Here is a 23,596-nt window from a genome sequence, read left to right on the forward strand (position 1 = left end):
TTTTATGAAAGGCAGCGCAGAATGTGCCTTTTTTATGAAAATGTGTTGTGATGACTGTCCGTACTGCGATAAATGCGGCTATTGTGATAATATTTGCAACAGTAACGGAGAATGCAATGAATGCTCAATTGTAGACAAGAAATAATAAGTATCAGAGGGGCTGTGCCCCTCCTGTAATGCAGCCGCCGATCGGCGCAGGTCACAAGCCCTGATAAATGCAGAGTGCAGAAAAACAAGGAGGTAAAAACGCTATGGAAACAAAACATAAAAAGCTTACAAGCAAAGCTGGATTGACGATCCCGAAGGACATCAGACTTGCAGCGGGCTTTGCGGGAGGCATGGCTGTTGACATTGAGAAGACAGCGGACGGTATCATGATTCGCAAGCACAGACCTACCTGTTGCTATTGTGGCAGTGTTGATAATGTGCGCTCTATCAAGGGACGTGATACCTGCAGAAACTGCGCCGAAGAAATCATAGAGGAGGTAAAGACGGCTTATGGATCTGTCTGAAAAGGTAAAACGTTATGCTGAGATCAAGGCGGAAATTTCGGAGCTTAAATCAGAGGCAGACGGCATCGAGGCTGATATCCTTAAGGCTTCGGAAGCCGACCTGCAGGATACAAAGTTTAAATCTGCTGTCTACAGCGACAATGCTGGCAATGCAATCACAGTCACCAACGCCGACAACGTTAAGCTTGTGTACCCAACAATGCTTAAGGAGATCTTTGGTAAAGCGTACGGCGACGTTGTAAAAGAGGACGTAACCTACACCTTGTCAGAATCTGCAAAACGCTTGCTTTCCGCCGTTTACAACAAGGAGTACATAAAGGACGGCAGCGTTGCTAAGATACTGGATGGGCTTGGGCTTGACGATAAGAGCCGCAAAGTTCTGGAGAAAAAGCTTAAGGGTGCGAAATATGAGACCGACGTAAAAAATCTTATGCAGCTTGGCGGTCTGGATGAAAAGGCGGCGCAGGAGAACGCTTATCTGGTATCCGAAGCCGTCGCTTGGCAGAATCTTAAACGTCTGCTTATGATTAATAACGAACAGCTTACCGATGAGATTGTGGAGCGTGCTGTGGATATGATTGACAGCGCGGTTGTAGTTGAAAGAACGCCGAAAACGAAATTCACGGCTAAAAAATAAGGACAGGAGGATTTGGATATGGCAACAAAGGAGCAGATTAAAAGAATTTACGGTCTGGGAGCAGGTCTTGGTATTGTCGGCAAAGATAAAGATGATATGCTGCACGAATTGATCTTTAGCATTACCGGTAAAGATTCGGTAAAACAGCTTGACGATAGCGAATTCAAGGCTGTTCAGGCGGAACTTATCAATCGCATGAAGCTTGCCGATCCAAACCATCTGCTGCATAATACCAAATCTAGAAACAAAAAGAAAGAAGCTGAAGAGATCGGCTGCAACGGTATGGCTACGCCTGAACAGCAGCGGCTGTGCTGGAGATACTGCTACAGGCTCAAGGAACTTGATACTAATCCAGAGTCAGCTGACGTTGGAGACAGGCTAATTGGCGTGATAGGCAAAGTACTGGGCGTTACGGCATCAAAAAAGCAGCCGTTTCGGTGGATAGATCAGGAACAGTGTTCTAAGCTTATCGAACAGCTCAAGCGTTATGTTAATTCGGCAGAGCGGCGGGCGAAAAGGCAAGGTGAGAAATATGCCGGAACTTGATATATACGAAGAAGACCTTACTCCAGAGCAGCGGGATATTTACGACTGCATCGGCTCACAGGCATACGAAAAGCTTGTGCAGCGTTACGGTGGTTTGTCAATTTACATTGCAAAAGCTGATTCTGTTATCCGATCGGCACGTGACGAAAAGATACGCAGGGATTTTAACGGATATAACTTCAAGTTTCTTGTCAATAAATATAATCTGTCTGAGCGCACGATCCGCAGCATAACGGCTGAGATAAGGCAGGAAAAGCAAAACGCTCCTATCGAGGGTCAGATTACCTTTGATGAAATATAATTGCAGAAACTCGCTGAAACGCTTCATCTGTAACACCCCCAATATATATGGTACAGTTATTATAACGGATAACGGTACTAAATATATTGGGGGTGTTTTTATGACAAGTCAGCAGATATTTACGATAGTATTTCAGCTCGTTCTTACAGGCGGTATAGGTATTATAACCTACTTTTTAAAGCGGACTATGGACGACATCGATAAATGCAAAAGCGGTCTGGATAAGGTCAGAGAAAATTACGTCTCTAAAGACGAGTTTGACAAGTGCAAGACCGATATTACCGACGTCAAGCAGAACTATCTTACCAAAGAGGATTTTTACAGAGAACAGCTTAAGACTGAACAGAAGCTGGACAAGATCATGGATATCTTGATGGAAATGAAGGGAGAAAAATAGCATGGATATGGAAAAGCAGATGCAGCTTATCAGAGCAGGCAATTTTAAAGAAAATAACGGCTCTGTTATGCGCACTATAAATATGCTCAGATATCAGTATCATAAGCTTAAGAGCGTTGAGTATGCTCTTCCCGATATAACAAAGGGCGAAATTACCGACAGCGTGAACTATCTTTATGAAGCCGGATACATACATCTGAGGACGGTGTTGTCCAAAGAGCCGTCTACGCTGGCAGACAGCGATTTTGACGATCTCGAGGCAAAGCTTACGGCAAAGGGGATCAGCCTGCTTGCCGGAGGTATCAACGACCCCTGCATAAAGCTGTAGGGGGTGCGGATAATGGCAAGAAAGCGCAGAAAGCACTCTAAAATAGACAAGCTGTCGCCGGAACTTAAAGCAACGGTCGAAGATATGATGAAAGCCGATTTTACATATGCGGAGATCGCAGACTATATAAAGGATCAGACCGATCAGCCCATATCAATATCCTCGGTTTGCAGATACGCCGCAAATCTGAATGAATCTGTTGAGACCCTCAGAATGGCTCAGGAGAATTTCAGGGTCATAATGGAGGAGATAAACAAGTATCCGGCTCTCGATACCAGCGAGGGAATAATCAGGCTGCTGTCGCATAACGTGTTGGAATCTATACAGAACACTCCCGAAGAAAAATGGAAGAACATAGACCCGGAAGCCTTGCTCAAACAGGCTACCAGCCTTGTAAAGGCTGCGGCGTATAAAAAGAATATGGATCTGAAAAACGAGGATATCCTTAACGCGGGCTTTGAACAGGTCAAGTCAATGGTGTTCGAGGCAATGGCAAGGGAACGTCCCGATCTTTACAAGGATGTGGCTAAGTTCCTTGAGGAGAAAAGGAGCGATATATGATCTACGTTATTTATGTTCAGAGCGGCAGAGAGCATGACGTTGTTGCCACTCTCAGAGATAAAAATATTAACGCCTATGCGCCTGCTCACGACCTGTTGGAACGTAAAGGCGGCGTGTGGCGCATGGTACGCCGGATGATATTTCCCACATATGTTTTTGTTAACAGTGAAGGCATCACAGACGAGCTTTACTACACCGTGAAAAATACTGTCGGCGTATTGAGATTTTTGGGCAGACCGCCCACTCCGCTGCCGATGAGCGAGGAAGTCAGACTTCGGTGGATACTTGATGTCGAAAATCTTACCGTCAGCCGTGGTTACATAAACAGCGGAAAGGTGACTATCACAGAGGGACTGCTCAAAGGCAGAGAACACTGCATTGTTAAATACAGCAGGCGGCGTAAACGCTGTACGCTGTACTGTGAGATAAACGGCAGGCGTCATTACTTTGACGTTGCTGCAGAACTGGAAAAGATCTGATCATAAGCGTAAGGTTGATTCGTCCCCTGCGCTTAAGCTCAGATTACATAGCGCCGGACATCAACGGAATTTTGAAACAAAAATATCCGAATGGCGAAGCATTGCTATTTGATTTCATTTTAGCGGCGTTTAACGGCGTTATAGCACGTTTTGAAATAATTCTTAGGATAATTTCACACTTGAAAGAGAAAGCCCTTAAAACGGGCGTGTAGTTTGAGTTTGAGCGAACGGAGGTGTTAATGTGAATGTAAAGAGAAAACAGGCTATCGACACGCTGTCGGCAGCTGTAAGCAACATTAATGATGTAAAAATACAGACGGATATACAAAGCCTCGGCGAGCTGTCGGAGGCTTTTATTAATACCTCCGACAAGGCAGAACGGAAAAAGCTTGCCACAGATTATAAAAAGCGGCACAAGGAACTTCAGGATTTTTTGGACGACAATCCTGAACTTGTAAACTCCGAAGTGGAGAGAGCTTTGCTTGCGGCGGCTCTGGGCGGCGAATATGCAGAGGAAGAAGTTAGAGTTGACGCCAGAGGGCGCAAAACGATCAGGCGCAGGGTAAAAAAAGTCGCTCCCAATCCGTCCGCCGCTCTGAGCTATTTGCAGAATAAAGACAAAGAAAACTGGTCACCGAATCCCAAGGCTGATCCTGAGCTGGAGGACACATCGGAAATTGAGGAGGATATCTATGGCAAGGACAACTAAGCCTGAGAAACGCAAAAAGACCATACCCTACAATTTTGGCGATAAGCATAAGGCATATATCCGAAAGTCACAGGACTGCATGATAAACGTTGCCGAGGGAGCGGTAAGAGCCGGAAAGACAGTGGACAACGCCCTTGCTTTTTGTCACGAGCTTAAGACTACTAAAGACAAGATACATCTTGCATCGGCGTCAACACTCGGCAATGCGAAAATCATTCTTGGCGACTGTAACGGCTTTGGTATTGAGCATTTCTTTCGAGGTCAATGCCGCTGGGGTAAGTACAAGGGCAATGAGGCTCTTATCATAAAGGGCAAGGATACAGGATTTAAAACAAGGATCGTCATCTTTTCCGGCGCTATGCTTGCCAGCAGTTATAAGTCCATACGAGGCAACTCTTATGGTATGTGGATAGGTACTGAGATCAATCTGCATCACAAATCATTTGTGCAGGAGGCTTTTAACAGATCTATCGCCGCAGATAAGCGTAAGATATGGTGGGATCTTAACCCGGACAATCCAAAAAGCTGGATATACACCGAGTACATTGACAAGTACCAGCAGGACGCCGCCGATCGCAAATTCCTCGGCGGATACAACTACGCACATTTTACTATTGACGATAACATAAATATCTCAGATCAGCGTAAGGCTGAGGTAAAATCTCAGTACGATCCGACATCTATCTGGTACAAGCGAGATATACTGGGGTTAAGGATAGCGGCAGAGGGTCTTATCTTCCAGAGCTTTGCCAACAACCCCGAAAAGTATATAATACCCGAATCACAGCTTGACAAAAGCAAGATCACATCAATACAGATAGGTATCGACTTCGGCGGCAACAAGTCAAAGACCACATTCGTGGCTACGGCTTTTATTGAGGGCTTTAAAAAGCTTGTCGTTATTGCAGATCACAAAATAGACGGCGGCAAGGGCGAGGTCGGTCCCGATACTATTTACACTGCTTTTATAAAGTTTGTAAAGACGTTATATATGCGTTTTAATCCGCTTTTAATTAAATTTGCATGGGCGGACAACGAAAACCAAGCGGTAATAAACGGTCTGAGAGTAGCCTGTGCCAGAGCAAGACTGATGGTCAAGATCGTGGACTGCTACAAAGCTCCACGAAACGACAGAATATCTATGCTTACGTCTTTGATGGTTCAGGGCAGATTTTGGGTGCTTGACATTTGCAAAAATGTTATCGGAAGCTTGTCGGAGCAGATATGGGATCCTAAAATTCCGGACAGAGATGAGCGTCTTGACGACGGTACTTGCGATATAGATACCGCCGACGCTCTGGAGTACAGCTTTAGCAAATTTATCAAGCCGCTAACGCTGGCAGGAGGTGAAAACATTTGAACAGTGAGATAATAAACTGGCTGAATAATAACTTCGGCTATAACATTTCGACCGACTATTATAATAATATATCCGTATGGAAAGACTGGTGGAAGGGTTTTCATGAACCATTTCATAGGATAACTTTTGAAAACGGAGAAAAACGCAAGAGTCGTGATATGTATACCATGAAAATGGCCAAAAAGGTGTGCGAGGACTGGGCAAGCATATTAATAAACGACAAAACGTTTGTAAAAGTAGATGATGAATACTCGGAAAAGTTCATCGTTGGCGATACCGACAACGGCGGAGTGTTCGGCAGCAACAACTTCTGGGATCAGGCTAACGACCTTATGGAAAAAATGATGTATTCCGGCACTTGTGCCGTTGTGATACGTCTTAAAAATGCTGTGGTAAGCTCAGACGGCAGACTTCTGCCGTCACCGGACGCATGGATAGATCTAAATTACCTTGAGGCGGATAGGATAATAGTCCTATCATCGGACAACGGCATTATCACCGAAGCAGCGTTTTGCTCCGATATCTGTACAAAAGGCAGCAACAAGCTGTATCTTGAGATACACCGTCTGGAAAAAGGCGAATATGTCATAGAAAATCACATCTTTGGAATAAAAGATAAATCGCTGTTGAGCGAAGAACCTCTGCCGGACGGTGTTGCAAGAATAATGCATACAGGATCAGACAAGCCTTGGTTTACCATATGCAAACCTGCTATCGTTAATCCCATTAACGGCAATAATGGGATGGGCTGTGCGGTTTTTGCCGGAGCGATTGACAACTTGAAGGGAGTTGATCTTGCATATAATAATCTTAACTCTGATTTTTGGTTGGGACAGAAAAAAGTGTTTTTAAACAAAAATATGCTTGAAGATATGTCTGGAGATAAAAAGGTTGCTCCCGATGAGGTAAATCAACAACTGTTTTATTATATCGGCGAGACTATGGACGATGGCACGGGTAAGAGTATGGTGCAGGAGCATAATCCCGATCTGAGAGTTGCAGACAATACGGCGGGTATACAGGCACAGCTTGATTATCTCAGCTTTAAGGTGGGATTTGGTACTAAGCATTATCAGTTTAATGCAGGCTCTATAGTAACTGCTACCCAGTACACAGGCGACAAGCAGGACTTGATCCAAAACGCACACAAGCATTTTATAAAAGTTGAGAGCTTTTTGCATGGTCTTGTTAAAACGCTCCTCTGGATAGGCCACAGCTTTATCGACGCACAGGTCAAGGAGGACGCACATATATCCATAGTCTTTGACCAAAGTCCACTGGTAGACGAAAATGCCGAGCGACAACGTGACAAAGATGATGTCACAGCAGGTTTAATGCAGAAGTGGGAATACCGTGTTAAATGGTACGGCGAATCGGAAGAGGAGGCAAAGGCACGTCTTGCAGACGGTGAACCTACCGACGATGAGCTTATGGGCTTTGAGGACGGTGAGGAGTAATGCTTACCCCTCAGACGTTACAAAAACTGCCAGATGACTTGATTGATCTTGTAAGCGAGGTACAGACTGATATAATCAAGTCTATTGCCAAAAAGCTTGTTAAAGCGGACTATCTTACTCCCTCGGCGGAATGGCAGTTGTACAAAGCAAGCCAGCTGAAGATGTCTACAAAAGAGATCACTGCTATGCTTGCAGAATTTACAGGCAAATCAAAGCGGCAGATATCAAAGCTGTACACCGATGCCTGTAAGGAGGCAATCAACAACGACGCCAAGATATACAGAACTTACGGCAAGGACTGCTCCGCCGCTCTGAGGTCGGTGGCATTATCCAACACGCTTAAGGCAGGCGTTAAAAATGCAAATGGTATGACAAAAAATCTGTGTAAGTCCATGGTAGAGTCCTCGCAGGCAACTGTTACTCATCTTATGGACAAGGCATGGTTAAAGGTACAAAGCGGTGCTTTTACATATCAGGATGCTATTTACGACGCAGTTGTCGAGCTTGCTAAACAAGGTATTGCGACTGTAACTTATCCATCGGGTAAGACCGACTGGGCAGACGTTGCAGTGCGGCGTGCGGTAATGACGGGCATAAGTCAGACCGCAGGTCAGATGCAGCTTGATCTTGCCGCAGAAATGGACTGCGATCTGGTTGAGGTCACCGCACACATGGGCGCGCGTCCCTCACACGCTTTATGGCAAGGCAAGGTTTACAGCATTTCGGGCAAATCTAAAAAATACCCTAAACTCAGCACCGCCACAGGCTACGGAACGGGTGACGGCTTGAAAGGCTGGAACTGCCGACATGATTTTTATCCGTTTTTCGAGGGAATTTCCGAACGTGCTAATCTCCCTGTTGACGTGACCGAAAACAACAGACAGTATGAATTATCGCAGAAACAGCGTGCTATGGAGCGGTCTATACGAGCTACAAAAAGACGTTTAGCTGCATATGACGGTGCTATCTCTGAGACGGAAGACGAGGTGCTTAAACGGAGACTGCAAAATCAGTTTGAACGCCACTCGGCTATACTGAAAACTAAGGAAAAACGGCTGTCTGAGTTTTGCGATACGAACGATCTTTATCCCGAAAAGGACAGAGTTCGGGTTGTTGGATTTAACAAGAGTGTTTCGCAGAAAGCGGTATATGGGAATAATCGTTACTTTGTTAAGCAAATGAAAAGCTACGGCATAGAAAATCCGCCGAAAAGCCTTGACATTTTTGAAAATATGAAGTATAATAACTCTCCTGAGTACAAATTGATGAATGCATATATTACTTCTGTAAAAAAGGGAAAAATTTCTCCGCTTGTAGGTTACGATCATTATAAGAAGTTGCACAATGAGATTAACAACAGTCTTGTTGGTTTAACTACAACTAACGGTATTGAAATAACTGGGCAATCGGATCATTTCATTGAACGTGTTATTGGTGTAATCAAAGATCCTGATACGGGTAAGAAACGTCTTGGCGTTGAACTTCAAGATATTCAGGATGCTTTGACCAATGGTAAAGCAATGAAACCCAAAATTAGCAGGGATAAAAACGGTAACATTTTATATGATGAAGATGGTAAACCTAAAATATCTCAGCTATTTGTTACAGATAAATGTGCAGTATCCATAAATCCTGAAACGGGCGTGCTTATTCAATGTAATCCAAAGTGAGGTGTATTATTATGATATTCAATTTCAAAAAAGATGAATATGAAATGCTTGTCAAATATGGCGATTTTGAAGATTTGGAATACCCATACAAGCTCTTCCCCGAAACAAGTCAGATAGAAATAAATAATAAAGATGTTTCTATGTTTCAATGCATAATTAGCAACATATCAGTTGTTTATGGCATGGACGAAAATCAGAATAATATGACAGATTTCGGATATAAAGCATTGGATATTTATGATAAGGTTTATTTTCAAATTCATAATGAATAAGCTCCCAGCTACTGGGGGCTTTTAATTTTGCAAAAAGGAGCTGATAATTTATGCTTTCAACCCTTATATTGCTTTACGCCCTCGATACAGGGCAAATCCCCGTTGGCTGTTATGTAGCCGCATGGGTCTTCACAATAATAAAAGGTATTTGTTTGGTTATTAAATGCCTTGTAGATTTATCAGATGATTAAAACTGCATTTTAACGATAGTAAAACGCTCTTTCAAGGGCGTTTTATTTATCCTCGTTTTTGCGGAGCAAAAATCCGAGCCGCTTGCGAGGAGATAAATTTTATACTCAAAATTAAGGAGGAAAAATCCCTATGGAACTGAAAGATTTAACAGCTCTCGGTATTACCGAGGAGCAGGCAAACAAGGTGCTTGAACAGCACACAGCGGAGCTGACCGCAGAACAGCAGAAGTACACAGACCTTAACGCAGAACTGGAAACGGCAAAAGGCACGATCTCAGAGCTTACTGATAAGGTCAAAGCATTTGACGGCGAGGACATTGAAGGACTTAAGAAAGCGGCGTCCGACTGGGAAAGCAAGTACAATGCAGATATTGCCGCACTTAAGCTTGACAAGGCTCTGGAACTGTCCCTTGCCGGAGCAAAAGCAAGAGATGTGGACATTGTCAAGTCTCAGCTTGACTCGTCGCTCCTCAAGCTTGACGATGACGGCAAGATCACAGGTCTTACCGAACAGCTTGACAAGCTTAAGGCCGACAAAGCATTTCTCTTTGCGGATGGTGATGAGCCTACCGCAAGGATAGACACCGGTCTTGACCACGGTTCGGCAACAGAAACAACATCAGACGCACAGGCAAGAGCCGTAATGGGTCTGCCTGCGACTAAGTAATTTTACGGAGGTAAAATATTATGGCAAACGCAATTACAAAATTTAAAACCTACATCGCACTGCTTGACGAGGTTTACAAGCAGGCATCTTTGACCGCCGATCTCGACAGCGATCCTACTCTTGTTAAAGCGGGCGCAAACGCAAATGAGATCATAATCCCTAAGATCTCTATGGACGGTCTGGCGGACTACTCCAGAAACAGTGGCTATGTAAAGGGCGACGTTACTCTTACAAACGAGACTGTTACCTTTAATTACGACAGAGGTCGTAAATTCAGCGTTGACAATATGGACAATGAGGAGACTGCAGGACTTGCTTTCGGCAGACTGTCCTCAGAGTTTATCCGCGTCAAGGCTGCTCCCGAACAGGACGCATTCAGGTTCGCGACCTATGCAGGTACAACAGGCATATCTAAGGTTTCTGCAGGAGCAACACTTTCATCGGGTAATGATGTCCTTACCGCTCTGATCACTGCACAGAACAAAATGGACGAAGACGAAGTATCGCCGGAAAACCGTATTCTGTACATCACTCCTACTCTGTATAACCTTGCTATCAATGTGGACACCACAAAGTCAAAGGCTGTACTTGACGGCTTTGCTAAGATCGTAAAAGTGCCTCAGAGCAGATTTTACACTGCGATCGATCTTAAGGACGGCACGACAAAATCAGAGGGCGTCGATGAAACGGCAGGCGGTTTTGCTAAGGCGACAACCGCAAAGGATATAAACTTTATGATAATCCAGAAGTCGGCGGTTATCCAGTATCCTAAGCACACGGTAAACAAGGTCGTTACGCCGGAGGAAAATCAGACGGATGACAGCTGGCTGTTCTTCTTCCGTGCTTATGGTCTGGCTGATGTGTACGAAAACAAGGCGGCAGGTATTTATCTGCACCACAAGGCATAGGAGGTGTCTTTATGGCAAAGACAGTAGGATTGACTTTTAACGAGAAGCCAATAACAATAGAACCGCCTGCCGACTATCGCGAAAATGAAAATGTCATTGATTATAAGAGCATGACAGTCCCTGAACTAAAAGCTTATGCCGCCGAACTTGGCATTGACCTCGGGTCGGCAAGCAAGAAGGACGCAATCATTCAGGAAATCGTCGATGCAGTTGCGGTAGAGGATACGACAAGCGAAACGGAGGTGTAGGCTATGGCTTATGCTGATTACACGTTTTACACTGCTGATTTTCATGGCAATAAGATTTCCGAAACGGATTATCCTTATTTTGCGGAGCGTGCATCGGAATATCTCGACAGTCTGAGCTTTGCCGAGACCGACGAGATCAGCCTTGCCAAAGCCTGCTGTGCTTGTGCAGAGATCATGTACTCCGCACAGCCGGATAAACAGATAGCCTCCGAAAAGGTCGGAGATTATTCGATAAGTTATTCGACCACTCAGACTGCTGTCGCCGATGAGCTGATCAAGACCGCCTCCAGATACCTTAATCTCAGGTCTGTGGGGTGGATATAAATGAGATATAATACAAAATGCACCGTCTGGCACAAACAGCCCGACGGTGCATTTATTACACAGCATTATCCGTGCTGGTGGCAGGACACCGAAGCCGAAAACATTGCAAAGACGGGCAAGACCGATGTTGACCGGGCGTTGATACATCTGCCGTTGTTGGCTGTAGTCGATAAGTCCGACTATATTGCAAAGGGCGATATTGATTTTGACGTGACAGCCTCTGTGGCAGAGTTGCTTAAGGCTGTAAGCCCGCTCAAAATCAGTACTGTAGAGCGCAAGGATTACGGCAGTCCCATAATGCGGCACACTGAGGTGACGGCTAAATGAGTAATAACAGTATTAAAGTAACTCTCACGGTCGCCCCCGAAAATGAAGTGTTTGCGAGGCGTGGTCTGCAAAAAGGCGGCCGAGTACAGAAGTATATCGACAGCGAAGTATTACGTTGCTGTGATAGTTATGTGCCAATGCTTACCGGTAAGCTTAAACAGTCCGGTATTACATCAACGGTAGTTGGATCAGGCATGGTGCATTACAACACACCATACGCCCGCAAAAATTATTACGATAACAAAGGTATGGGCAAGCAGGGGCTTAACCTTGGGGGCAAGCGAGGCAGACTATGGTTCGAGCGTATGAAACCCGATCATCTGTCCGGAATAATCAAAGGAGTGAAACGAATTGCCGGAGCAAAATAAAAGCCTTTTGGAGGCTATGAAAGAATATGTGTTACAGTATCCCAATCTTGGAGATATTGATCTGCACATAGACCAGACTGAGTCTGAACCTGTTAATTACAGTATACAGACATCAGGTCTTGTAAAACTCAGTGAGGACGTGTGCGGAAATCAGACATGGCAGTACAATGCTTTGCTCCAGAGCAGAGAATACACAGCCGATGATCTGTCAAGGCTCAATGCATCAGCTTTTACGGAGGATTTTATCTTCTGGATTGAAAAACAGAACAGTAGCCGGAATTATCCAGAACTTGCAGGAAATTTTGAACCTATCAGTATATCCGCTGATAATGGCATACTGCTTGCTCTGGATGAGGACGGAGACAGAGGATTGTATCAGATACAGATACATTTTACATTTGAGGAGGAAATATAAATGGCAGCTACAGGAATAAAAAAGCTTAAAAGAAGTCATCTTATGCATTTGTTGGATTCCACTTTTGGCGGAGAAACTCCGTCATGGTTCCTGATCGGCAAAAACATTGAGGATATGTCTATGGATTTGGGACCGGATACCGCGACTGTTAAGAATATCCTTGATGAAACAGATGTAAATGACAACGGTTACGAACCTAGTTTGTCTGTTGAAACCTACTACGCAAATACAGAAGATGCGATTTACGAAAAGATCAAATCTATTGCGTTGGATCGTCTTGTTGGCGACGACTGCAAGAGCAAATATCTTGAGGTGCTTATCGATAAGACCGAAGGTCCTTACGATGCATGGATGGAAGATTGCATCGTTAAGCCGCAGTCATATGGCGGACCGCAGGGCGGTGTCAACATACCGTTTAATATCCAACCCTGCGGCAATCGTATTAAGGGTACTGTAACAATCGCAAATAAAGTGGTGACATTTACGCCGCTGGCTAAAGGATAATTTGAGGGGCGACTAAGCCCCTCTTTTCTAAGGAGTGTTTTTTATGTCAGAAACAATTAAGCTTAGTTTTGACGACGGATACAAAAATATCGAATTAAATGGGAATCCGGATAAAATAATCCGTATTAATCCAACAGATACTCAGTTTATTAACCGAATTTCAGGCTTTGATGAGAAATATGAGAATATACGCAGTAGATACGGAGATATCGATATGAACTCTATCAATGATCTGCAGAATCTTGATGAGAATAATCCGGACTTTGAAAAGCTGAAACTTGCCGCTGATAGTGTGGACAAACTTGATATGGCGGTGAAGGATCTTATAAATGAGATCTTTGGTTATGATATTTCATTAATAGTATTCGGAACTGATTCATGTCTTTCGCCTGCCGGAGGTCAACCAATATTTATGAATTTTATGCAGTGCATCTTCGCGTACATAAATGAATGTTCTGTGGAGGAAAGAAAGAAATCACAGGAGAAACTTAATTCCTATGCGGCACAGCGCAATACCATTGTTGGTGAAACAAAATGATAGGTGCATTGCCTAAAGCTTTGACAGTCAACGGTAAAATATATTCAATATATAGTGATTATCGCGTAGCTTTGCTGATTTTTTCTATGTGCAATGACGATACGCTTAATGACAAAGCCAAAACATATGGATGTATACAACTGTTGTACAAGCATCACGATCAGATACCTAACTCGGATCTTTACGAAGCGGCAGAACAAGCCAAATGGTTTCTTGACGGCGGAGATATGCCAAAATCTAAACGTCAACCTAAACCGTTGATAAACTGGGATCAGGATGAAGGGATTATTTTTCCAGCTCTCAATAAGGTAGCAGGAAAGGAAATTCGTGAAATTGATTATATGCATTGGTGGACGGTTTTAGGCCTTTTTAATGAGATTGGTGAGGGTTTATACAGTAATGTTATAAATATACGCTATAAGCTTGCACACAATAAAAAACTTAGTAAAGGAGAACAGGACTTTTACCGGAACAACAAAGAACTTATTGATATTAAGGTGAAGCTTACAGCAGAGGAACAGGATGAACTTGATTTTATAAATAATCTGTTATAAAAAAAGTCAGCCCGTTTGGACTGACTTTTTTATTACGCCCACCACTGATTACCGCAGTTAAGGCAAGTTATACGAACTTTTTTTGCTCCTTTGTTTCCGGAAACAAGACCTATTGGACCGGCAACAGCAGTTCCTATGACTGCTTTTCCGACTCCAAAGCCTTTTTTGTTTGCCGTAAGCGAAGTACTTCCACATTTAGGACAGCAAGCAATACCGTTTTTCTTGTTTTCCTTTATACGCTGACGTTTTGATAACGTTTTTTCTTCATGTTGTGTTTCGCCTGTTTGTGATGAAGTTGATGTGGTTACTTCCATCGGTATAAAAGTATTATTGCTAAGTGCGGAGAAGTAACCACATAACTCAGCAATTTTTTTATTATTGTTAAAGAAAAACATTACGTTATATGATTTTCCGTTTGCTGTTATAAACAAGCGACCGTTCTCGGAAGGAGTTCCGGCTGTATATCTAATATCTGATATGTCGGATACTTTTATAGTTTCGCTTTTGAGCCCACTTTTGTATGAGATCTCCGTTTCCGAAACTATTATAGTTGACACAAAAGCCGATTTTATTGTGGCATTCATAGGTATAGTTGAAATCGAGTTGACTTCTTCAATTTCGGTTTTATTGTGATGCAGAATTTCAGTTCCACATTTCATGCAGAAATCTGATTCATCGGATATTTCTGCGCCGCATTTAAAGCAAAACATAACATTTCCTCCCATTATGTATTTTTTTCATTATACAGCGTATGGAGGATTTTGTCAAGAAAGGAGGCTGATATAATTGGCAATTGACGGCAGACTTAATTTCGATACAAAAATAGATACAAAAGGATTTTCCAAAGGTATAAACAGTTTAGGTAACCAGCTTAATAATCTCCGAAATATAGTTTTAAAAATGGGTGCAGCACTTGGTACTGTGTTCAGTGGAAAAGAAGCTCTTGAAGCTGCTGCAGATATAAATGCTGCAAATTCTCAAATGCAACAGACTTTTGGAACTTTAAAATCTGCTGCAGATAATGCTATGAAAAGTATAGCTGATAACAGTAGCATTCTTCAGACAAGACTTCAAAATGTAGGCACATCTATTTATGCTTTTGCTAAAACTACGGGTATGGATTCAGTTAGTGCTCTAAAAATGATGGAAGAAGCGTTGCAGGTAACAGCAGACAGTGCGGCATATTACGATCGAAGCCTTGAAGATACTGCAGAAAGCCTAAAATCGTTCTTGAAAGGCAACTTTGAAAACGATGCTGCTTTGGGTTTGAGTTGTACAGAAACTACGCGAAACACAGCGGCTAATAAACTCTATGGAAAATCATTTATGGAATTATCCGAAGCTCAGAAGCAACTTACACTATTGCAAATGGTCAAGGATGCAAATGCTCTTTCTGGAGCGGAGGGACAAGCCGCGCGAGAAGCAGACGGCTGGGAAAATGTCATCGGTAATCTGAAAGAGTCTTGGAAACAGTTGCTTGCTGTAATAGGACAGCCTGTTCTTTCTGGTGCTGTAACAGTTGTAAAAAACATAACAGCGGAATTGCAAAGTTTGACAGCTGTTGCTAATTCAGCAGTTAAAGCACTTTCTGAGGTGTTTGGAATTAAACTGATGAATACAACAGATGGAGTTGCTGAAAGTTCTTCGCAGGCGGCGGAAAATTATTCCGATATGGCAACATCGGCTGAAGCTACTGTCGAGGCTCAAGAAAATGCACTTGCAAGCTTTGATCAGATAAATAAGCTGGCGGACAACAGTTCCTCATCTGATACAAATGCATCGCCAGTGGTCGGTACTCTAAGCGGCAATACGATCTCCACTACTGTAGATGTTGATACATCTGATGCCGATAAAAAGCTTAAAGATTTTTTTTATTGGGTAAAATCATCTTTTAATACTATTTTTACGCCATTTAAACAAGCTTGGGATAAAAATGGAGTCAAGGTAACAGATAGTATGAGATTTGCTTTCGAGGGTGTATGGAGTGTTATCAAAAGCATAGGCGGATCATTCACCGATGTTTGGAGTAACGGAACGGGCGAACAAATTTCTGAACATTTACTCGGTATATGGACAAACATTAATAATACAATCGGATATGTGTCACGCAATTTTTCCTCCGCTTGGTCTGATAGCAGTGGTACAAAAATTATTCAGGACATTCTTGATATTTTTAATGATATACTCGACACAATTGAAAACATAACGGCAGACACTGTTGAATGGGCGCAGAACATTGACTTCTCACCGCTCATTACATCATTTGAAAATGTAACATCCGCATTAAAGCCTTTAACTGCCGACATATTTGACGGTATCGAATGGTTCTGGGATAATATTTTGCTCCCTATGGCATCATGGACTATAAGTACTTTGATACCAACATTTCTTAATTTGCTGGCGGCAGCTATAAAAGTTCTTGATTCAGCCATTTCAGCGTTAAAACCTATGGGTAAATGGCTGTGGGATAAATTTTTGAAGCCTATTGCAACATGGACCGGAGGTATTATAGTAGGCGCGTTGAAAGGTATTACATCAGCCTTAAATGGGGTTAGTGACTGGATAAAGAATCATCAGACTGCTGTCGAAAATTTTGCTGTTGTAGTTGGGACTTTGGGATCGGCATTTGCAATATCCGGAATAATTCAAGGCGTAGTAAGTGCATTTGCCGCATTGGCGGCAGGAACAAGTGTATTGACACCGTTAATTACTGCACTTGGTGTAGCAGTTAATTTTTTGACGAGTCCAATCACACTTGTATGTCTAGGAATCGGTGCGCTTATCGCTATCGGCGTATTGCTGTACAAAAATTGGGAAACAGTAAAACAGTTTTTTATTGATTTGTGGGACAGCTTTAAAATGACCATACAGCAATTTGTAGACTGGGTAACAGAGGTCTGGACATCAATTAAAGACTTTTTCGCCGGAATATGGCAAGGCATAAAAGATGTATTTGCCGTCGTGGCAGAATGGTTTACGGGAATTTTCCAAGCAGCTTGGGACGGTATTTTGTCTGTCTGGAATGCCGTTATAGGTTGGTTCTCAAATCTGTGGACAGGAATCAAAGACATTTTTTCTGCAGTAGGAAGTTGGTTTGGAGATATATTTACAACTGCGTGGACAAATATAAAATCGGCGTTTTCGGCTACAGCACAATTTTTCAGGGATTTGTGGACTGCAATAAAATCACCGTTTATTAAGGTAGCTGATTGGTTTAAAGATATATTTTCAAAGGCTTGGCAAGCAGTTAAGGACGTATTTTCGACTGGTGGCAAAATTTTTGACGGTATCAAAGAGGGTATAACAGGAGTATTCACAACGGTTGTAAACGGCATAATTGGCGGAATAAATAAAGTTATTTCTACTCCACTGGATTTTCTTAATGGCATACTTAATGATATTCGTGATATTGAAATAGCAGGCTTTACACCATTTGATGAGTTTTGGGACTATGACCCTATACCAGTTCCTCAGATTCCAATGCTCGCCACCGGCGCGGTAATTCCGCCGAACTCCGAGTTTCTTGCGGTTCTCGGCGACCAGAAACGCGGCACAAACATCGAAGCTCCGCTGGATACGATCAAGCAGGCTTTGTTTGAGGCGCTTGCTGTTTACGGCGGAGCTGTAGGCAATCAGAAAATAAGCGTAACGATACCAATCGAAGTAAAGGGCAGAGTGCTGTCACAGATCGTTATTGACGATATAAATGATTTTATCAAGCGCAACGGCAAATCGCCGATAAAAGTATAGGAGGGATACTATGAAATCAAATGGATTGAAATTTGAAGAAGAAACGGTAGCCACTCCTGCTGAAATTACTTTTTGTAACAATAAAATCTGGTCGGGCAATGCAGGGCGCACCGCTAATTGTCTTATGGTCGGAGACATCAGGGCTATAAAGAAAACGGTCACTATTAAATGGTATCATCTCACAGGCGAGCAGACTGCACAGATAAATAAGTATATCTCAAATGTTGATAGCCCATTTTTTAACGCCACACTTTTGGACGAGACTTTTAATGAAATCAAAATAAGGGTCTATGCAGGAGATCCAAGCTATGAAATATTCGGCTGGGACGAAAAGCGGCAGTTTTGCAAAGGCGTTGCTGTTGACCTTATCATGCAGTAGGAGGCGGATATATGTATACAACAAGTACAACCGTCTCCTCACGCATCGAAAGCTACTGCCGCACATGGCGTATGTGGCTTGAAAACGACGAGAGCGTAATAATGGGGGACAACATAATGTCCGCTACCAGTGACGTGCAGTCAACGAGCCTCAGTGACGACATAGAGCTTGGTGCAGTGTGCTCACAGTCTTGGGCATTACAGATAAACGATGCTGAAACACGTTTCCTCGGCAAAGAGTATGACCTGTCCCTGTACCTTGCAGACCTCACAGGCGAAACCACCTACTCCACCCTAGAAGCCTACACCTACGCAGAACTTTCAAAGCTGACAGTGGAGCAGATAAGCAAGCTTGGAGAGGTGCTTGGCGGCGAAAGAATACCTCTGGGGCGGTTCACCTGCGTGAAATCGAAAAAGTCGGGCGGAAATACTGAGGTCACTCTTGCGGATAGGCTTTACTTCTCCGACAAGACCTATGTGCCAAAGGTCAAGCTACCTGCGTGGTCAAAAGCTGTGGAGGACGACATCTGTAAGCAGCTTGGACTGCAAAACGGCAACGACTACACCATCCCTGCAAAGCTGCGTGTAAAGGGCGGAGCAAGGCTCTATGGCAAGGGGCATATACGCCTAAAGACCGCAAACTTCGACTTCAAAATAAGCTCTATACCCAAAGACACCACAATGCGGCAAATGCTCAGCTACATCGCCTCGGCACAAGGCGAGTTCGGTTTTGTTGACCGATACGGCAGATACGTCCGCAAATGGTACGGCTCGAGCGTGAAGATAATGGACAACAACACTATCGACCTGCCAACACTGGGAGAACGTCCGAATATCCTCGCAGGCATTGTCTGCAAGGTCAGCGACAGCGAAACTCTGCGGCTGGGCAACACCACAGGCACGGCAGGGCGTGTGCTGGAGTTTGAAAATCCATATATGACAATGTCACTGCTGCGGTCATTGTGGCATAGGATAGGCGGCTTTTCGTGGTATACAACGGAGCTTTTTCACCGCCTTGGCGACCCACGATTTGACGTCGGTGACGTGATAACATACGTCACCGAAAGCGGTGAAAGCTACGATATACCAATAACTAACATAGGATTCAATTTTGACGGCGGACTTTCAGCCGATATTTCTGCGGTGGGTCTGTCGGTGGAAGAACAGCTTTAGGAGGCGAGATTATGGACGATAACGAGATAATGACGGCTGATACGCAGGCGGAGAAAACTGCCGATACAGCAGACACAGGTCAGACAACGCCCACCACCGAGGAGCTTATCCAGCAGCTCACGGCGAGGGTGGCAGCTCTTGAAGAAATAGTGGGCGAGGAGGAGTATGAGCTGCGGTACTCGGGCGAACAGACGGACGAGCTTTTAGACGGCGGTACAGCGGTGTTTCGTGCAAAGACAGCGGCGCAGATAGTAAGCCTTGTGAACAGGCTCTACCCACTGTATATGCGGTGGGGGTCTTTCACGGTGAATATGAAGGTCAACGCCGACAACGGCTCACAGTGGTCATACAATACACGCACAGGAATGATACCCTCGGGGGTCACGAACCCTGCGGTGTTTATGGTGTGCGACTGGGGCAAAAAGCACTTCAAGTCGCAGAGTTTTCAATACAAAGTCGCAAGCAACGGCAGGGACATCGACTGGGAGGCATACCTTGAACACAACTCTGACCAGGGCGGAACATACGCTTTCAAGGTATACTATCTCATAGTCGGCAAAAATGCGGAAGGGGGAAGTATAGTTGGCTAGTTTCACGGAAAATCTCGGACTTAAAAAGCCCGACAGGTCGGACAGGTTCAGCATCGAGGACTTCAACGGCAATATGGATATTATCGACACTATACCCGATATGGCGAGCGGACAGAGCCTTGTGGGAGTGTCAGTGGGAGAAGCGTATGGGAATATAGGTATAACAGGCATAGCGGAGGCGGTCGAAGATGAAAATATATGAGGGCACAGACGGACTGAGAGGGCTGATAACAAAGCTTATCGAGGTGTGGGACTTTAAAAAGATAGTCTATGAGGGCGATGGTGCAACACTCAGCACGAATGATGTTGTATTCAATCTGTGGGTCACTGATGAGGTGTTTCTGCGTGGTCAATTCAGCGACACGGGAACAAACGGCTGGATTGACCTGCGAACGGAAGATTTGACTTGTCCATGTGTTGGAACTTATAGCAACATCTCTCCAAAAAGGCGTTGGGTCATATACAAACAGGACGGCTTGGCAGCCATAGGCATTGACGGCAATCAGAATGACCGCCCAGGCATTAACATCGTTATCGGCGAGGTAACAGACTATGAAACGCAGGAAAAGGGGTACGGCTTGGCAACAAGCTGTGCAGACAACAACATACGGTTATGTTCTGTATTTACTGACGGAATGACGATAAAGTCTGTGCCTGTCAGACCTGTGTGTCGGCGCAAGTGGCTGACCTCTTTCACACCTGTGACATCGTCGACTTTGAACAAAGGCTTTACAAACCTTTATCACATTCTTTCACACACATCGGGGCAGAATGACAGCGACTACTATCCTGATTATGCAGTGCCCACGCAGACAGTGCTGCTTAACGGCAAGAAATATCTGTTAAGCAGATTTGCTTTTGAGATAAAGGAGTGAGCAAGATATGAAACAGAAATTTGCAAAGCTTATAGACGTCAAGTCTATCGTGACGATATTGTTGACAGCGGTGTTTTGCGTGCTGGCACTGCGCCGCACGATTTCAGCAGAGCAGTTCATCACGGTGTTTACTGTGGTGATATCGTTCTATTTCGGCACGCAGTATCAGAAAAACTATAAAAATAACAAGGAGGATAATTATCATGGCAGCGACAATTAAAGGCATTGATGTTTCTATGTATCAGACAAACGTAGATTTCGCAAAGGTCAAAGCGGCGGGCTACAGTTTTGTTATTATCAGATGCAATAACTGGGATCACACGAAGAACTGTGTAGTAAAAGACCCGCTTTTTGAAACGCATTACAAAAATGCAAAGGCAGCTGGGCTTGACGTCGGTGCATATTACTATACATGGCAGACAACGGTATCCGGTGCGAAACAGGACGCAGTTCTTTGTCTCGATTACATCAAGGGCAAAACTTTTGAATACCCGATTTACTTTGATCTGGAGTGGCAGAAAGCTTTTGCACGCGGTAAAACGGTATGCTCCGACATGGTAAAAACTTTTTGCACTGCGCTGGAGGAAGCAGGCTACTTCGCAGGTCTGTATATCAGCCGCAGTCCGCTCCAGACTTACATAACAAATGATGTCGCAAGACGCTATGCACTGTGGATTGCAGAATACAACAGCAAGTGCAACTACGGCGGCACATACGGTATGTGGCAGTACAGTTCAACGGGCAAGGTCAGCGGTGTTTCCGTGCCGGTAGACATGGATTACTGCTATGTGGATTACCCATCTGTGATAAAGGCTAAGGGGCTTAACGGGTTTAAGGCTACTAACACAAGCACGTCTAAGGTACTTGACAGTTCGGGCTTTAAGAAAGGTGATAAATCCGATGGAGTTCTTGCACTGAAACAGCTCCTTATGCTGGCAGGGTACAAACTTGACAACAACGGCACGTTCGGAGACGGTACCCTAAAGGCGGTCAATGTTCTGTTGAAAAAGTGGGGCTATACTCAGAACGGTATTGCGGGGACTAAATTTATTAAAAAGCTGTCTGCAACGATAAAGTAAAGGAGTAGCTTATGGATACAAAAGAAACATCATACAGCCAAATGGTGACAGTCACTAGGCTTAATTACAGGAGCGATTGCAACTTCACCGCCGGAACGATCGTTGGCGTTCTCGAAGATAATACTCCGGTAAAAGTCGCTGATGATTTTTATGAATTTCATCACGGTCACTACTGGAGAAAAATCAAGCTTGGTCGCAAGCATTATTATGTTGTTGCTGATTGGCTTAAAAAGATTTAAAAGTAACAGCTCCGGGCAATCCGCTCGGAGCTGTATACTATATTAAAAGGAGGTCATATTTATGAAAAGTCCAATACCATGGATTGGTGGAAAGAGCCAGCTTAAAAGTAAGATCATCAAGTCTTTCCCGCCTACTGAAAGCTACAACAGATTTATCGATGTATTCGGCGGAGGCGGGTCTATACTTTTTGCAAAAGGCAAACACGCTGATCTAGAGATCTATAATGACGCCAACAGTGATTTGGTCAACTTTTTCAGATGCTTAAAATATCATTCTGATGAGCTTAAAAAGGAGATAAAATACTATTTAAACAGCCGGGAAATGTTCCTTGACTGCCGTGAGCGCATATCTGTAACCGGATTTACAGACATTCAGCGGGCTGCTATGTTCTATGTGCTTGTCAAGACAGGCTTCGGAGCAAGTCTGAGAACGTTTGGCTGCAACAAAAAGCGGCTTAACACAGATAATTTCGCAGATATCGAGGCAAGACTGGATGGAGTAGTGATCGAAAACAAAGATTTTGAGGATCTTATCAAGGTATACGACCGTGAGAAAGCTTTATTCTACTGCGACCCTCCATACCACAAGACAGAGCGGCATTACACTGTTAAATTTACCGAGGATGACCATGAGCGGCTCTGCAGAGTTCTTCACCAGATCAAGGGCAGATTTGTACTGTCGTACAACGATGACAAGTATGTGAGAGACCTGTATAAAGACTACAATATTCAGGCGGTCACCCGCAATAACAGTCTTTCATCAGGTGATTTCAAAGAGGTAATAATCACAAATTTCTAGTATTTTTTTTAGAGAATAAATAACGGATTTCGTTATTTATGTTGTAAAAAACATACCGGAGGTAATCATGAGAGTAAAATTAAGGGCTTTGCTTAATTCCAGGGGCATTACTCAGGCTGAACTTGCGCAGGCGACAGGCATCAGACCGTCCACAATCTCACAGCTTTGCAATAACATCGCTGTCGGTTTCAAATTTTCACATCTTGAGCTGATTTGCAGATTTTTAAAATGCGATTTAAATGACATTTTAGAGCTGTAAAAAATACGTTTCAAAAATTCTCGATAATTCAAAAAAAGTGATGAGTGTTTCGTTTTGTTGAAACATTTCATCACTTTTTTGCGTTTTGCTTGTCAGTTTTTTGGATTTTGCTTGTCAAACATCAATTGTGGAGCGGCTTGAAAAACAGCCGCTCATTTTTTTACAGTATACAATAAATACC

Annotated in this window: 35 protein-coding genes; 34 read left to right on the forward strand and 1 reads right to left on the reverse strand. The window is 43.7% G+C overall.

The window, feature by feature from the left end; genetic code table 11:
• Positions 1–251: 251 nt before the first annotated feature.
• The 23 genes from DW015_RS10330 to DW015_RS10440 all read left to right on the forward strand — a co-directional run bounded on the left by DW015_RS10330 (position 252) and on the right by DW015_RS10440 (position 14,273).
• Positions 252–512 carry an AbrB/MazE/SpoVT family DNA-binding domain-containing protein gene (locus DW015_RS10330; RefSeq protein WP_041337544.1) on the forward strand — a complete coding sequence of 87 codons (261 nt, stop codon included), beginning with the start codon at positions 252–254 and terminating at the stop codon, positions 510–512.
• Positions 499–1,149 (forward strand): hypothetical protein, encoded by a 651-nt coding sequence (locus DW015_RS10335; protein WP_041337543.1) that lies wholly within the window; start codon positions 499–501, stop codon positions 1,147–1,149. The genes DW015_RS10330 and DW015_RS10335 overlap by 14 nt, the downstream gene beginning before the upstream one ends.
• An 18-nt stretch (positions 1,150–1,167) precedes the next feature.
• Positions 1,168–1,695, forward strand: a complete 528-nt coding sequence (locus DW015_RS10340; RefSeq protein ID WP_051706958.1) for a phage protein GemA/Gp16 family protein — start codon at positions 1,168–1,170, stop codon at positions 1,693–1,695.
• A complete protein-coding gene (locus DW015_RS10345) occupies positions 1,682–1,996 on the forward strand; it encodes a Mor transcription activator family protein (RefSeq protein WP_041337542.1) in 315 nt (104 codons plus the stop codon). The genes DW015_RS10340 and DW015_RS10345 overlap by 14 nt, the downstream gene beginning before the upstream one ends.
• Before the next feature lie 100 nt (positions 1,997–2,096).
• Positions 2,097–2,393 (forward strand): hypothetical protein, encoded by a 297-nt coding sequence (locus tag DW015_RS10350; protein ID WP_041337541.1) that lies wholly within the window; start codon positions 2,097–2,099, stop codon positions 2,391–2,393.
• Position 2,394: 1 nt separating this feature from the next.
• Positions 2,395–2,721, forward strand: coding sequence for a hypothetical protein (locus DW015_RS10355; RefSeq protein ID WP_041337540.1), 327 nt, complete (start codon positions 2,395–2,397; stop codon positions 2,719–2,721).
• 12 nt (positions 2,722–2,733) lie between these two features.
• Positions 2,734–3,282 carry a phage protein Gp27 family protein gene (locus tag DW015_RS10360; RefSeq protein ID WP_041337539.1) on the forward strand — a complete coding sequence of 183 codons (549 nt, stop codon included), beginning with the start codon at positions 2,734–2,736 and terminating at the stop codon, positions 3,280–3,282.
• Entirely contained in the window at positions 3,279–3,761 is a 483-nt protein-coding gene (locus DW015_RS10365; protein WP_117863483.1) for a transcription termination/antitermination NusG family protein, read from the forward strand. The genes DW015_RS10360 and DW015_RS10365 overlap by 4 nt, the downstream gene beginning before the upstream one ends.
• Positions 3,762–4,002: 241 nt before the next feature.
• Positions 4,003–4,470 carry a hypothetical protein gene (locus DW015_RS10370; protein WP_041337537.1) on the forward strand — a complete coding sequence of 156 codons (468 nt, stop codon included), beginning with the start codon at positions 4,003–4,005 and terminating at the stop codon, positions 4,468–4,470.
• Positions 4,454–5,830, forward strand: coding sequence for a PBSX family phage terminase large subunit (locus tag DW015_RS10375; protein ID WP_117905588.1), 1,377 nt, complete (start codon positions 4,454–4,456; stop codon positions 5,828–5,830). Before DW015_RS10370 ends, DW015_RS10375 begins: the two co-directional genes overlap by 17 nt.
• Entirely contained in the window at positions 5,827–7,287 is a 1,461-nt protein-coding gene (locus DW015_RS10380; protein WP_117863481.1) for a hypothetical protein, read from the forward strand. The genes DW015_RS10375 and DW015_RS10380 overlap by 4 nt, the downstream gene beginning before the upstream one ends.
• Entirely contained in the window at positions 7,287–8,957 is a 1,671-nt protein-coding gene (locus DW015_RS10385) for a phage minor capsid protein (protein ID WP_117905589.1), read from the forward strand. Before DW015_RS10380 ends, DW015_RS10385 begins: the two co-directional genes overlap by 1 nt.
• 11 nt (positions 8,958–8,968) lie before the next feature.
• Positions 8,969–9,229, forward strand: a complete 261-nt coding sequence (locus tag DW015_RS10390) for a hypothetical protein (protein WP_041337534.1) — start codon at positions 8,969–8,971, stop codon at positions 9,227–9,229.
• Between the two features lie 321 nt (positions 9,230–9,550).
• Positions 9,551–10,087 carry a phage scaffolding protein gene (locus DW015_RS10395; RefSeq protein WP_041337533.1) on the forward strand — a complete coding sequence of 179 codons (537 nt, stop codon included), beginning with the start codon at positions 9,551–9,553 and terminating at the stop codon, positions 10,085–10,087.
• 20 nt (positions 10,088–10,107) lie between these two features.
• The gene (locus DW015_RS10400) at positions 10,108–10,995 is read left to right on the forward strand and encodes a hypothetical protein (protein WP_117905590.1); all 888 of its coding nucleotides are present in this window, start codon (positions 10,108–10,110) and stop codon (positions 10,993–10,995) included.
• A gap of 11 nt (positions 10,996–11,006) precedes the next feature.
• Positions 11,007–11,243 (forward strand): Rho termination factor N-terminal domain-containing protein, encoded by a 237-nt coding sequence (locus DW015_RS10405; protein ID WP_117905591.1) that lies wholly within the window; start codon positions 11,007–11,009, stop codon positions 11,241–11,243.
• Between the two features lie 3 nt (positions 11,244–11,246).
• Positions 11,247–11,567, forward strand: a complete 321-nt coding sequence (locus tag DW015_RS10410; protein ID WP_117863478.1) for a hypothetical protein — start codon at positions 11,247–11,249, stop codon at positions 11,565–11,567.
• On the forward strand, positions 11,568–11,894 hold the full coding sequence (locus tag DW015_RS10415; protein ID WP_041337529.1) for a DUF6751 family protein: 327 nt from the start codon (positions 11,568–11,570) through the stop codon (positions 11,892–11,894). It begins immediately after the preceding gene.
• Positions 11,891–12,262, forward strand: a complete 372-nt coding sequence (locus DW015_RS10420; protein WP_117905592.1) for a minor capsid protein — start codon at positions 11,891–11,893, stop codon at positions 12,260–12,262. The genes DW015_RS10415 and DW015_RS10420 overlap by 4 nt, the downstream gene beginning before the upstream one ends.
• Complete coding sequence (locus DW015_RS10425) at positions 12,246–12,677, forward strand: hypothetical protein (RefSeq protein ID WP_117863477.1); 432 nt, start codon at positions 12,246–12,248, stop codon at positions 12,675–12,677. The genes DW015_RS10420 and DW015_RS10425 overlap by 17 nt, the downstream gene beginning before the upstream one ends.
• Positions 12,678–13,181, forward strand: a complete 504-nt coding sequence (locus tag DW015_RS10430) for a hypothetical protein (RefSeq protein ID WP_117905593.1) — start codon at positions 12,678–12,680, stop codon at positions 13,179–13,181.
• 43 nt (positions 13,182–13,224) lie between these two features.
• Complete coding sequence (locus DW015_RS10435) at positions 13,225–13,719, forward strand: hypothetical protein (protein ID WP_117905594.1); 495 nt, start codon at positions 13,225–13,227, stop codon at positions 13,717–13,719.
• Positions 13,716–14,273: a Gp15 family bacteriophage protein gene (locus DW015_RS10440; protein WP_041337525.1), complete on the forward strand. Its 558-nt coding sequence runs from the start codon at positions 13,716–13,718 to the stop codon at positions 14,271–14,273. The genes DW015_RS10435 and DW015_RS10440 overlap by 4 nt, the downstream gene beginning before the upstream one ends.
• A 32-nt stretch (positions 14,274–14,305) precedes the next feature.
• Here the strand turns inward: DW015_RS10440 and DW015_RS10445 are convergent, their stop codons facing one another.
• Positions 14,306–14,983, reverse strand: coding sequence for a zinc ribbon domain-containing protein (locus DW015_RS10445; protein ID WP_158455163.1), 678 nt, complete (start codon positions 14,981–14,983; stop codon positions 14,306–14,308).
• Positions 14,984–15,059: 76 nt separating this feature from the next.
• Between DW015_RS10445 and DW015_RS10450 the strand changes: the two genes are divergently transcribed.
• From DW015_RS10450 to DW015_RS10500, 11 genes are all read left to right on the forward strand, one after another.
• Entirely contained in the window at positions 15,060–18,023 is a 2,964-nt protein-coding gene (locus DW015_RS10450; RefSeq protein WP_117905595.1) for a hypothetical protein, read from the forward strand.
• Positions 18,024–18,033: 10 nt separating this feature from the next.
• Positions 18,034–18,402, forward strand: a complete 369-nt coding sequence (locus tag DW015_RS10455; RefSeq protein WP_041337523.1) for a hypothetical protein — start codon at positions 18,034–18,036, stop codon at positions 18,400–18,402.
• A gap of 11 nt (positions 18,403–18,413) precedes the next feature.
• Positions 18,414–19,574 carry a hypothetical protein gene (locus DW015_RS10460; RefSeq protein ID WP_117905596.1) on the forward strand — a complete coding sequence of 387 codons (1,161 nt, stop codon included), beginning with the start codon at positions 18,414–18,416 and terminating at the stop codon, positions 19,572–19,574.
• Between the two features lie 11 nt (positions 19,575–19,585).
• Positions 19,586–20,164 (forward strand): hypothetical protein, encoded by a 579-nt coding sequence (locus DW015_RS10465; RefSeq protein WP_117905597.1) that lies wholly within the window; start codon positions 19,586–19,588, stop codon positions 20,162–20,164.
• Positions 20,157–20,366, forward strand: a complete 210-nt coding sequence (locus DW015_RS10470) for a hypothetical protein (RefSeq protein ID WP_117863471.1) — start codon at positions 20,157–20,159, stop codon at positions 20,364–20,366. The genes DW015_RS10465 and DW015_RS10470 overlap by 8 nt, the downstream gene beginning before the upstream one ends.
• Positions 20,353–21,039 (forward strand): hypothetical protein, encoded by a 687-nt coding sequence (locus DW015_RS10475; protein WP_117905598.1) that lies wholly within the window; start codon positions 20,353–20,355, stop codon positions 21,037–21,039. The genes DW015_RS10470 and DW015_RS10475 overlap by 14 nt, the downstream gene beginning before the upstream one ends.
• A gap of 7 nt (positions 21,040–21,046) precedes the next feature.
• Positions 21,047–21,259, forward strand: coding sequence for a hypothetical protein (locus DW015_RS10480; RefSeq protein WP_041337519.1), 213 nt, complete (start codon positions 21,047–21,049; stop codon positions 21,257–21,259).
• Entirely contained in the window at positions 21,243–22,118 is an 876-nt protein-coding gene (locus DW015_RS10485) for a glycoside hydrolase family 25 protein (protein WP_117905599.1), read from the forward strand. The genes DW015_RS10480 and DW015_RS10485 overlap by 17 nt, the downstream gene beginning before the upstream one ends.
• A gap of 11 nt (positions 22,119–22,129) precedes the next feature.
• Entirely contained in the window at positions 22,130–22,357 is a 228-nt protein-coding gene (locus DW015_RS10490) for a hypothetical protein (RefSeq protein ID WP_041337517.1), read from the forward strand.
• Between the two features lie 61 nt (positions 22,358–22,418).
• The gene (locus DW015_RS10495) at positions 22,419–23,156 is read left to right on the forward strand and encodes a DNA adenine methylase (protein ID WP_041337516.1); all 738 of its coding nucleotides are present in this window, start codon (positions 22,419–22,421) and stop codon (positions 23,154–23,156) included.
• 67 nt (positions 23,157–23,223) lie between these two features.
• The gene (locus DW015_RS10500) at positions 23,224–23,415 is read left to right on the forward strand and encodes a helix-turn-helix transcriptional regulator (RefSeq protein ID WP_041337515.1); all 192 of its coding nucleotides are present in this window, start codon (positions 23,224–23,226) and stop codon (positions 23,413–23,415) included.
• Positions 23,416–23,596: the final 181 nt, after the last annotated feature.

Origin of the sequence: Ruminococcus sp. AF37-20 (assembly GCF_003460465.1) — a bacterium.
GTDB classification, from domain to species: domain Bacteria; phylum Bacillota; class Clostridia; order Oscillospirales; family Ruminococcaceae; genus Hominimerdicola; species Hominimerdicola aceti.

Bases quoted from the DNA above. Each gene is read 5' to 3' on its own strand.
- DW015_RS10330 (WP_041337544.1), top strand. From the start codon at position 252: ATGGAAACAAAACATAAAAAGCTTACAAGCAAAGCTGGATTGACGATC.
- DW015_RS10335 (WP_041337543.1), top strand. From the start codon at position 499: ATGGATCTGTCTGAAAAGGTAAAACGTTATGCTGAGATCAAGGCGGAA.
- DW015_RS10340 (WP_051706958.1), top strand. From the start codon at position 1,168: ATGGCAACAAAGGAGCAGATTAAAAGAATTTACGGTCTGGGAGCAGGT.
- DW015_RS10345 (WP_041337542.1), top strand. From the start codon at position 1,682: ATGCCGGAACTTGATATATACGAAGAAGACCTTACTCCAGAGCAGCGG.
- DW015_RS10350 (WP_041337541.1), top strand. From the start codon at position 2,097: ATGACAAGTCAGCAGATATTTACGATAGTATTTCAGCTCGTTCTTACA.
- DW015_RS10355 (WP_041337540.1), top strand. From the start codon at position 2,395: ATGGATATGGAAAAGCAGATGCAGCTTATCAGAGCAGGCAATTTTAAA.
- DW015_RS10360 (WP_041337539.1), top strand. From the start codon at position 2,734: ATGGCAAGAAAGCGCAGAAAGCACTCTAAAATAGACAAGCTGTCGCCG.
- DW015_RS10365 (WP_117863483.1), top strand. From the start codon at position 3,279: ATGATCTACGTTATTTATGTTCAGAGCGGCAGAGAGCATGACGTTGTT.
- DW015_RS10375 (WP_117905588.1), top strand. From the start codon at position 4,454: ATGGCAAGGACAACTAAGCCTGAGAAACGCAAAAAGACCATACCCTAC.
- DW015_RS10385 (WP_117905589.1), top strand. From the start codon at position 7,287: ATGCTTACCCCTCAGACGTTACAAAAACTGCCAGATGACTTGATTGAT.
- DW015_RS10390 (WP_041337534.1), top strand. From the start codon at position 8,969: ATGATATTCAATTTCAAAAAAGATGAATATGAAATGCTTGTCAAATAT.
- DW015_RS10395 (WP_041337533.1), top strand. From the start codon at position 9,551: ATGGAACTGAAAGATTTAACAGCTCTCGGTATTACCGAGGAGCAGGCA.
- DW015_RS10400 (WP_117905590.1), top strand. From the start codon at position 10,108: ATGGCAAACGCAATTACAAAATTTAAAACCTACATCGCACTGCTTGAC.
- DW015_RS10405 (WP_117905591.1), top strand. From the start codon at position 11,007: ATGGCAAAGACAGTAGGATTGACTTTTAACGAGAAGCCAATAACAATA.
- DW015_RS10410 (WP_117863478.1), top strand. From the start codon at position 11,247: ATGGCTTATGCTGATTACACGTTTTACACTGCTGATTTTCATGGCAAT.
- DW015_RS10415 (WP_041337529.1), top strand. From the start codon at position 11,568: ATGAGATATAATACAAAATGCACCGTCTGGCACAAACAGCCCGACGGT.
- DW015_RS10420 (WP_117905592.1), top strand. From the start codon at position 11,891: ATGAGTAATAACAGTATTAAAGTAACTCTCACGGTCGCCCCCGAAAAT.
- DW015_RS10430 (WP_117905593.1), top strand. From the start codon at position 12,678: ATGGCAGCTACAGGAATAAAAAAGCTTAAAAGAAGTCATCTTATGCAT.
- DW015_RS10435 (WP_117905594.1), top strand. From the start codon at position 13,225: ATGTCAGAAACAATTAAGCTTAGTTTTGACGACGGATACAAAAATATC.
- DW015_RS10440 (WP_041337525.1), top strand. From the start codon at position 13,716: ATGATAGGTGCATTGCCTAAAGCTTTGACAGTCAACGGTAAAATATAT.
- DW015_RS10445 (WP_158455163.1), bottom strand. From the start codon at position 14,983: ATGTTTTGCTTTAAATGCGGCGCAGAAATATCCGATGAATCAGATTTC.
- DW015_RS10455 (WP_041337523.1), top strand. From the start codon at position 18,034: ATGAAATCAAATGGATTGAAATTTGAAGAAGAAACGGTAGCCACTCCT.
- DW015_RS10460 (WP_117905596.1), top strand. From the start codon at position 18,414: ATGTATACAACAAGTACAACCGTCTCCTCACGCATCGAAAGCTACTGC.
- DW015_RS10465 (WP_117905597.1), top strand. From the start codon at position 19,586: ATGGACGATAACGAGATAATGACGGCTGATACGCAGGCGGAGAAAACT.
- DW015_RS10475 (WP_117905598.1), top strand. From the start codon at position 20,353: ATGAAAATATATGAGGGCACAGACGGACTGAGAGGGCTGATAACAAAG.
- DW015_RS10480 (WP_041337519.1), top strand. From the start codon at position 21,047: ATGAAACAGAAATTTGCAAAGCTTATAGACGTCAAGTCTATCGTGACG.
- DW015_RS10485 (WP_117905599.1), top strand. From the start codon at position 21,243: ATGGCAGCGACAATTAAAGGCATTGATGTTTCTATGTATCAGACAAAC.
- DW015_RS10490 (WP_041337517.1), top strand. From the start codon at position 22,130: ATGGATACAAAAGAAACATCATACAGCCAAATGGTGACAGTCACTAGG.
- DW015_RS10495 (WP_041337516.1), top strand. From the start codon at position 22,419: ATGAAAAGTCCAATACCATGGATTGGTGGAAAGAGCCAGCTTAAAAGT.
- DW015_RS10500 (WP_041337515.1), top strand. From the start codon at position 23,224: ATGAGAGTAAAATTAAGGGCTTTGCTTAATTCCAGGGGCATTACTCAG.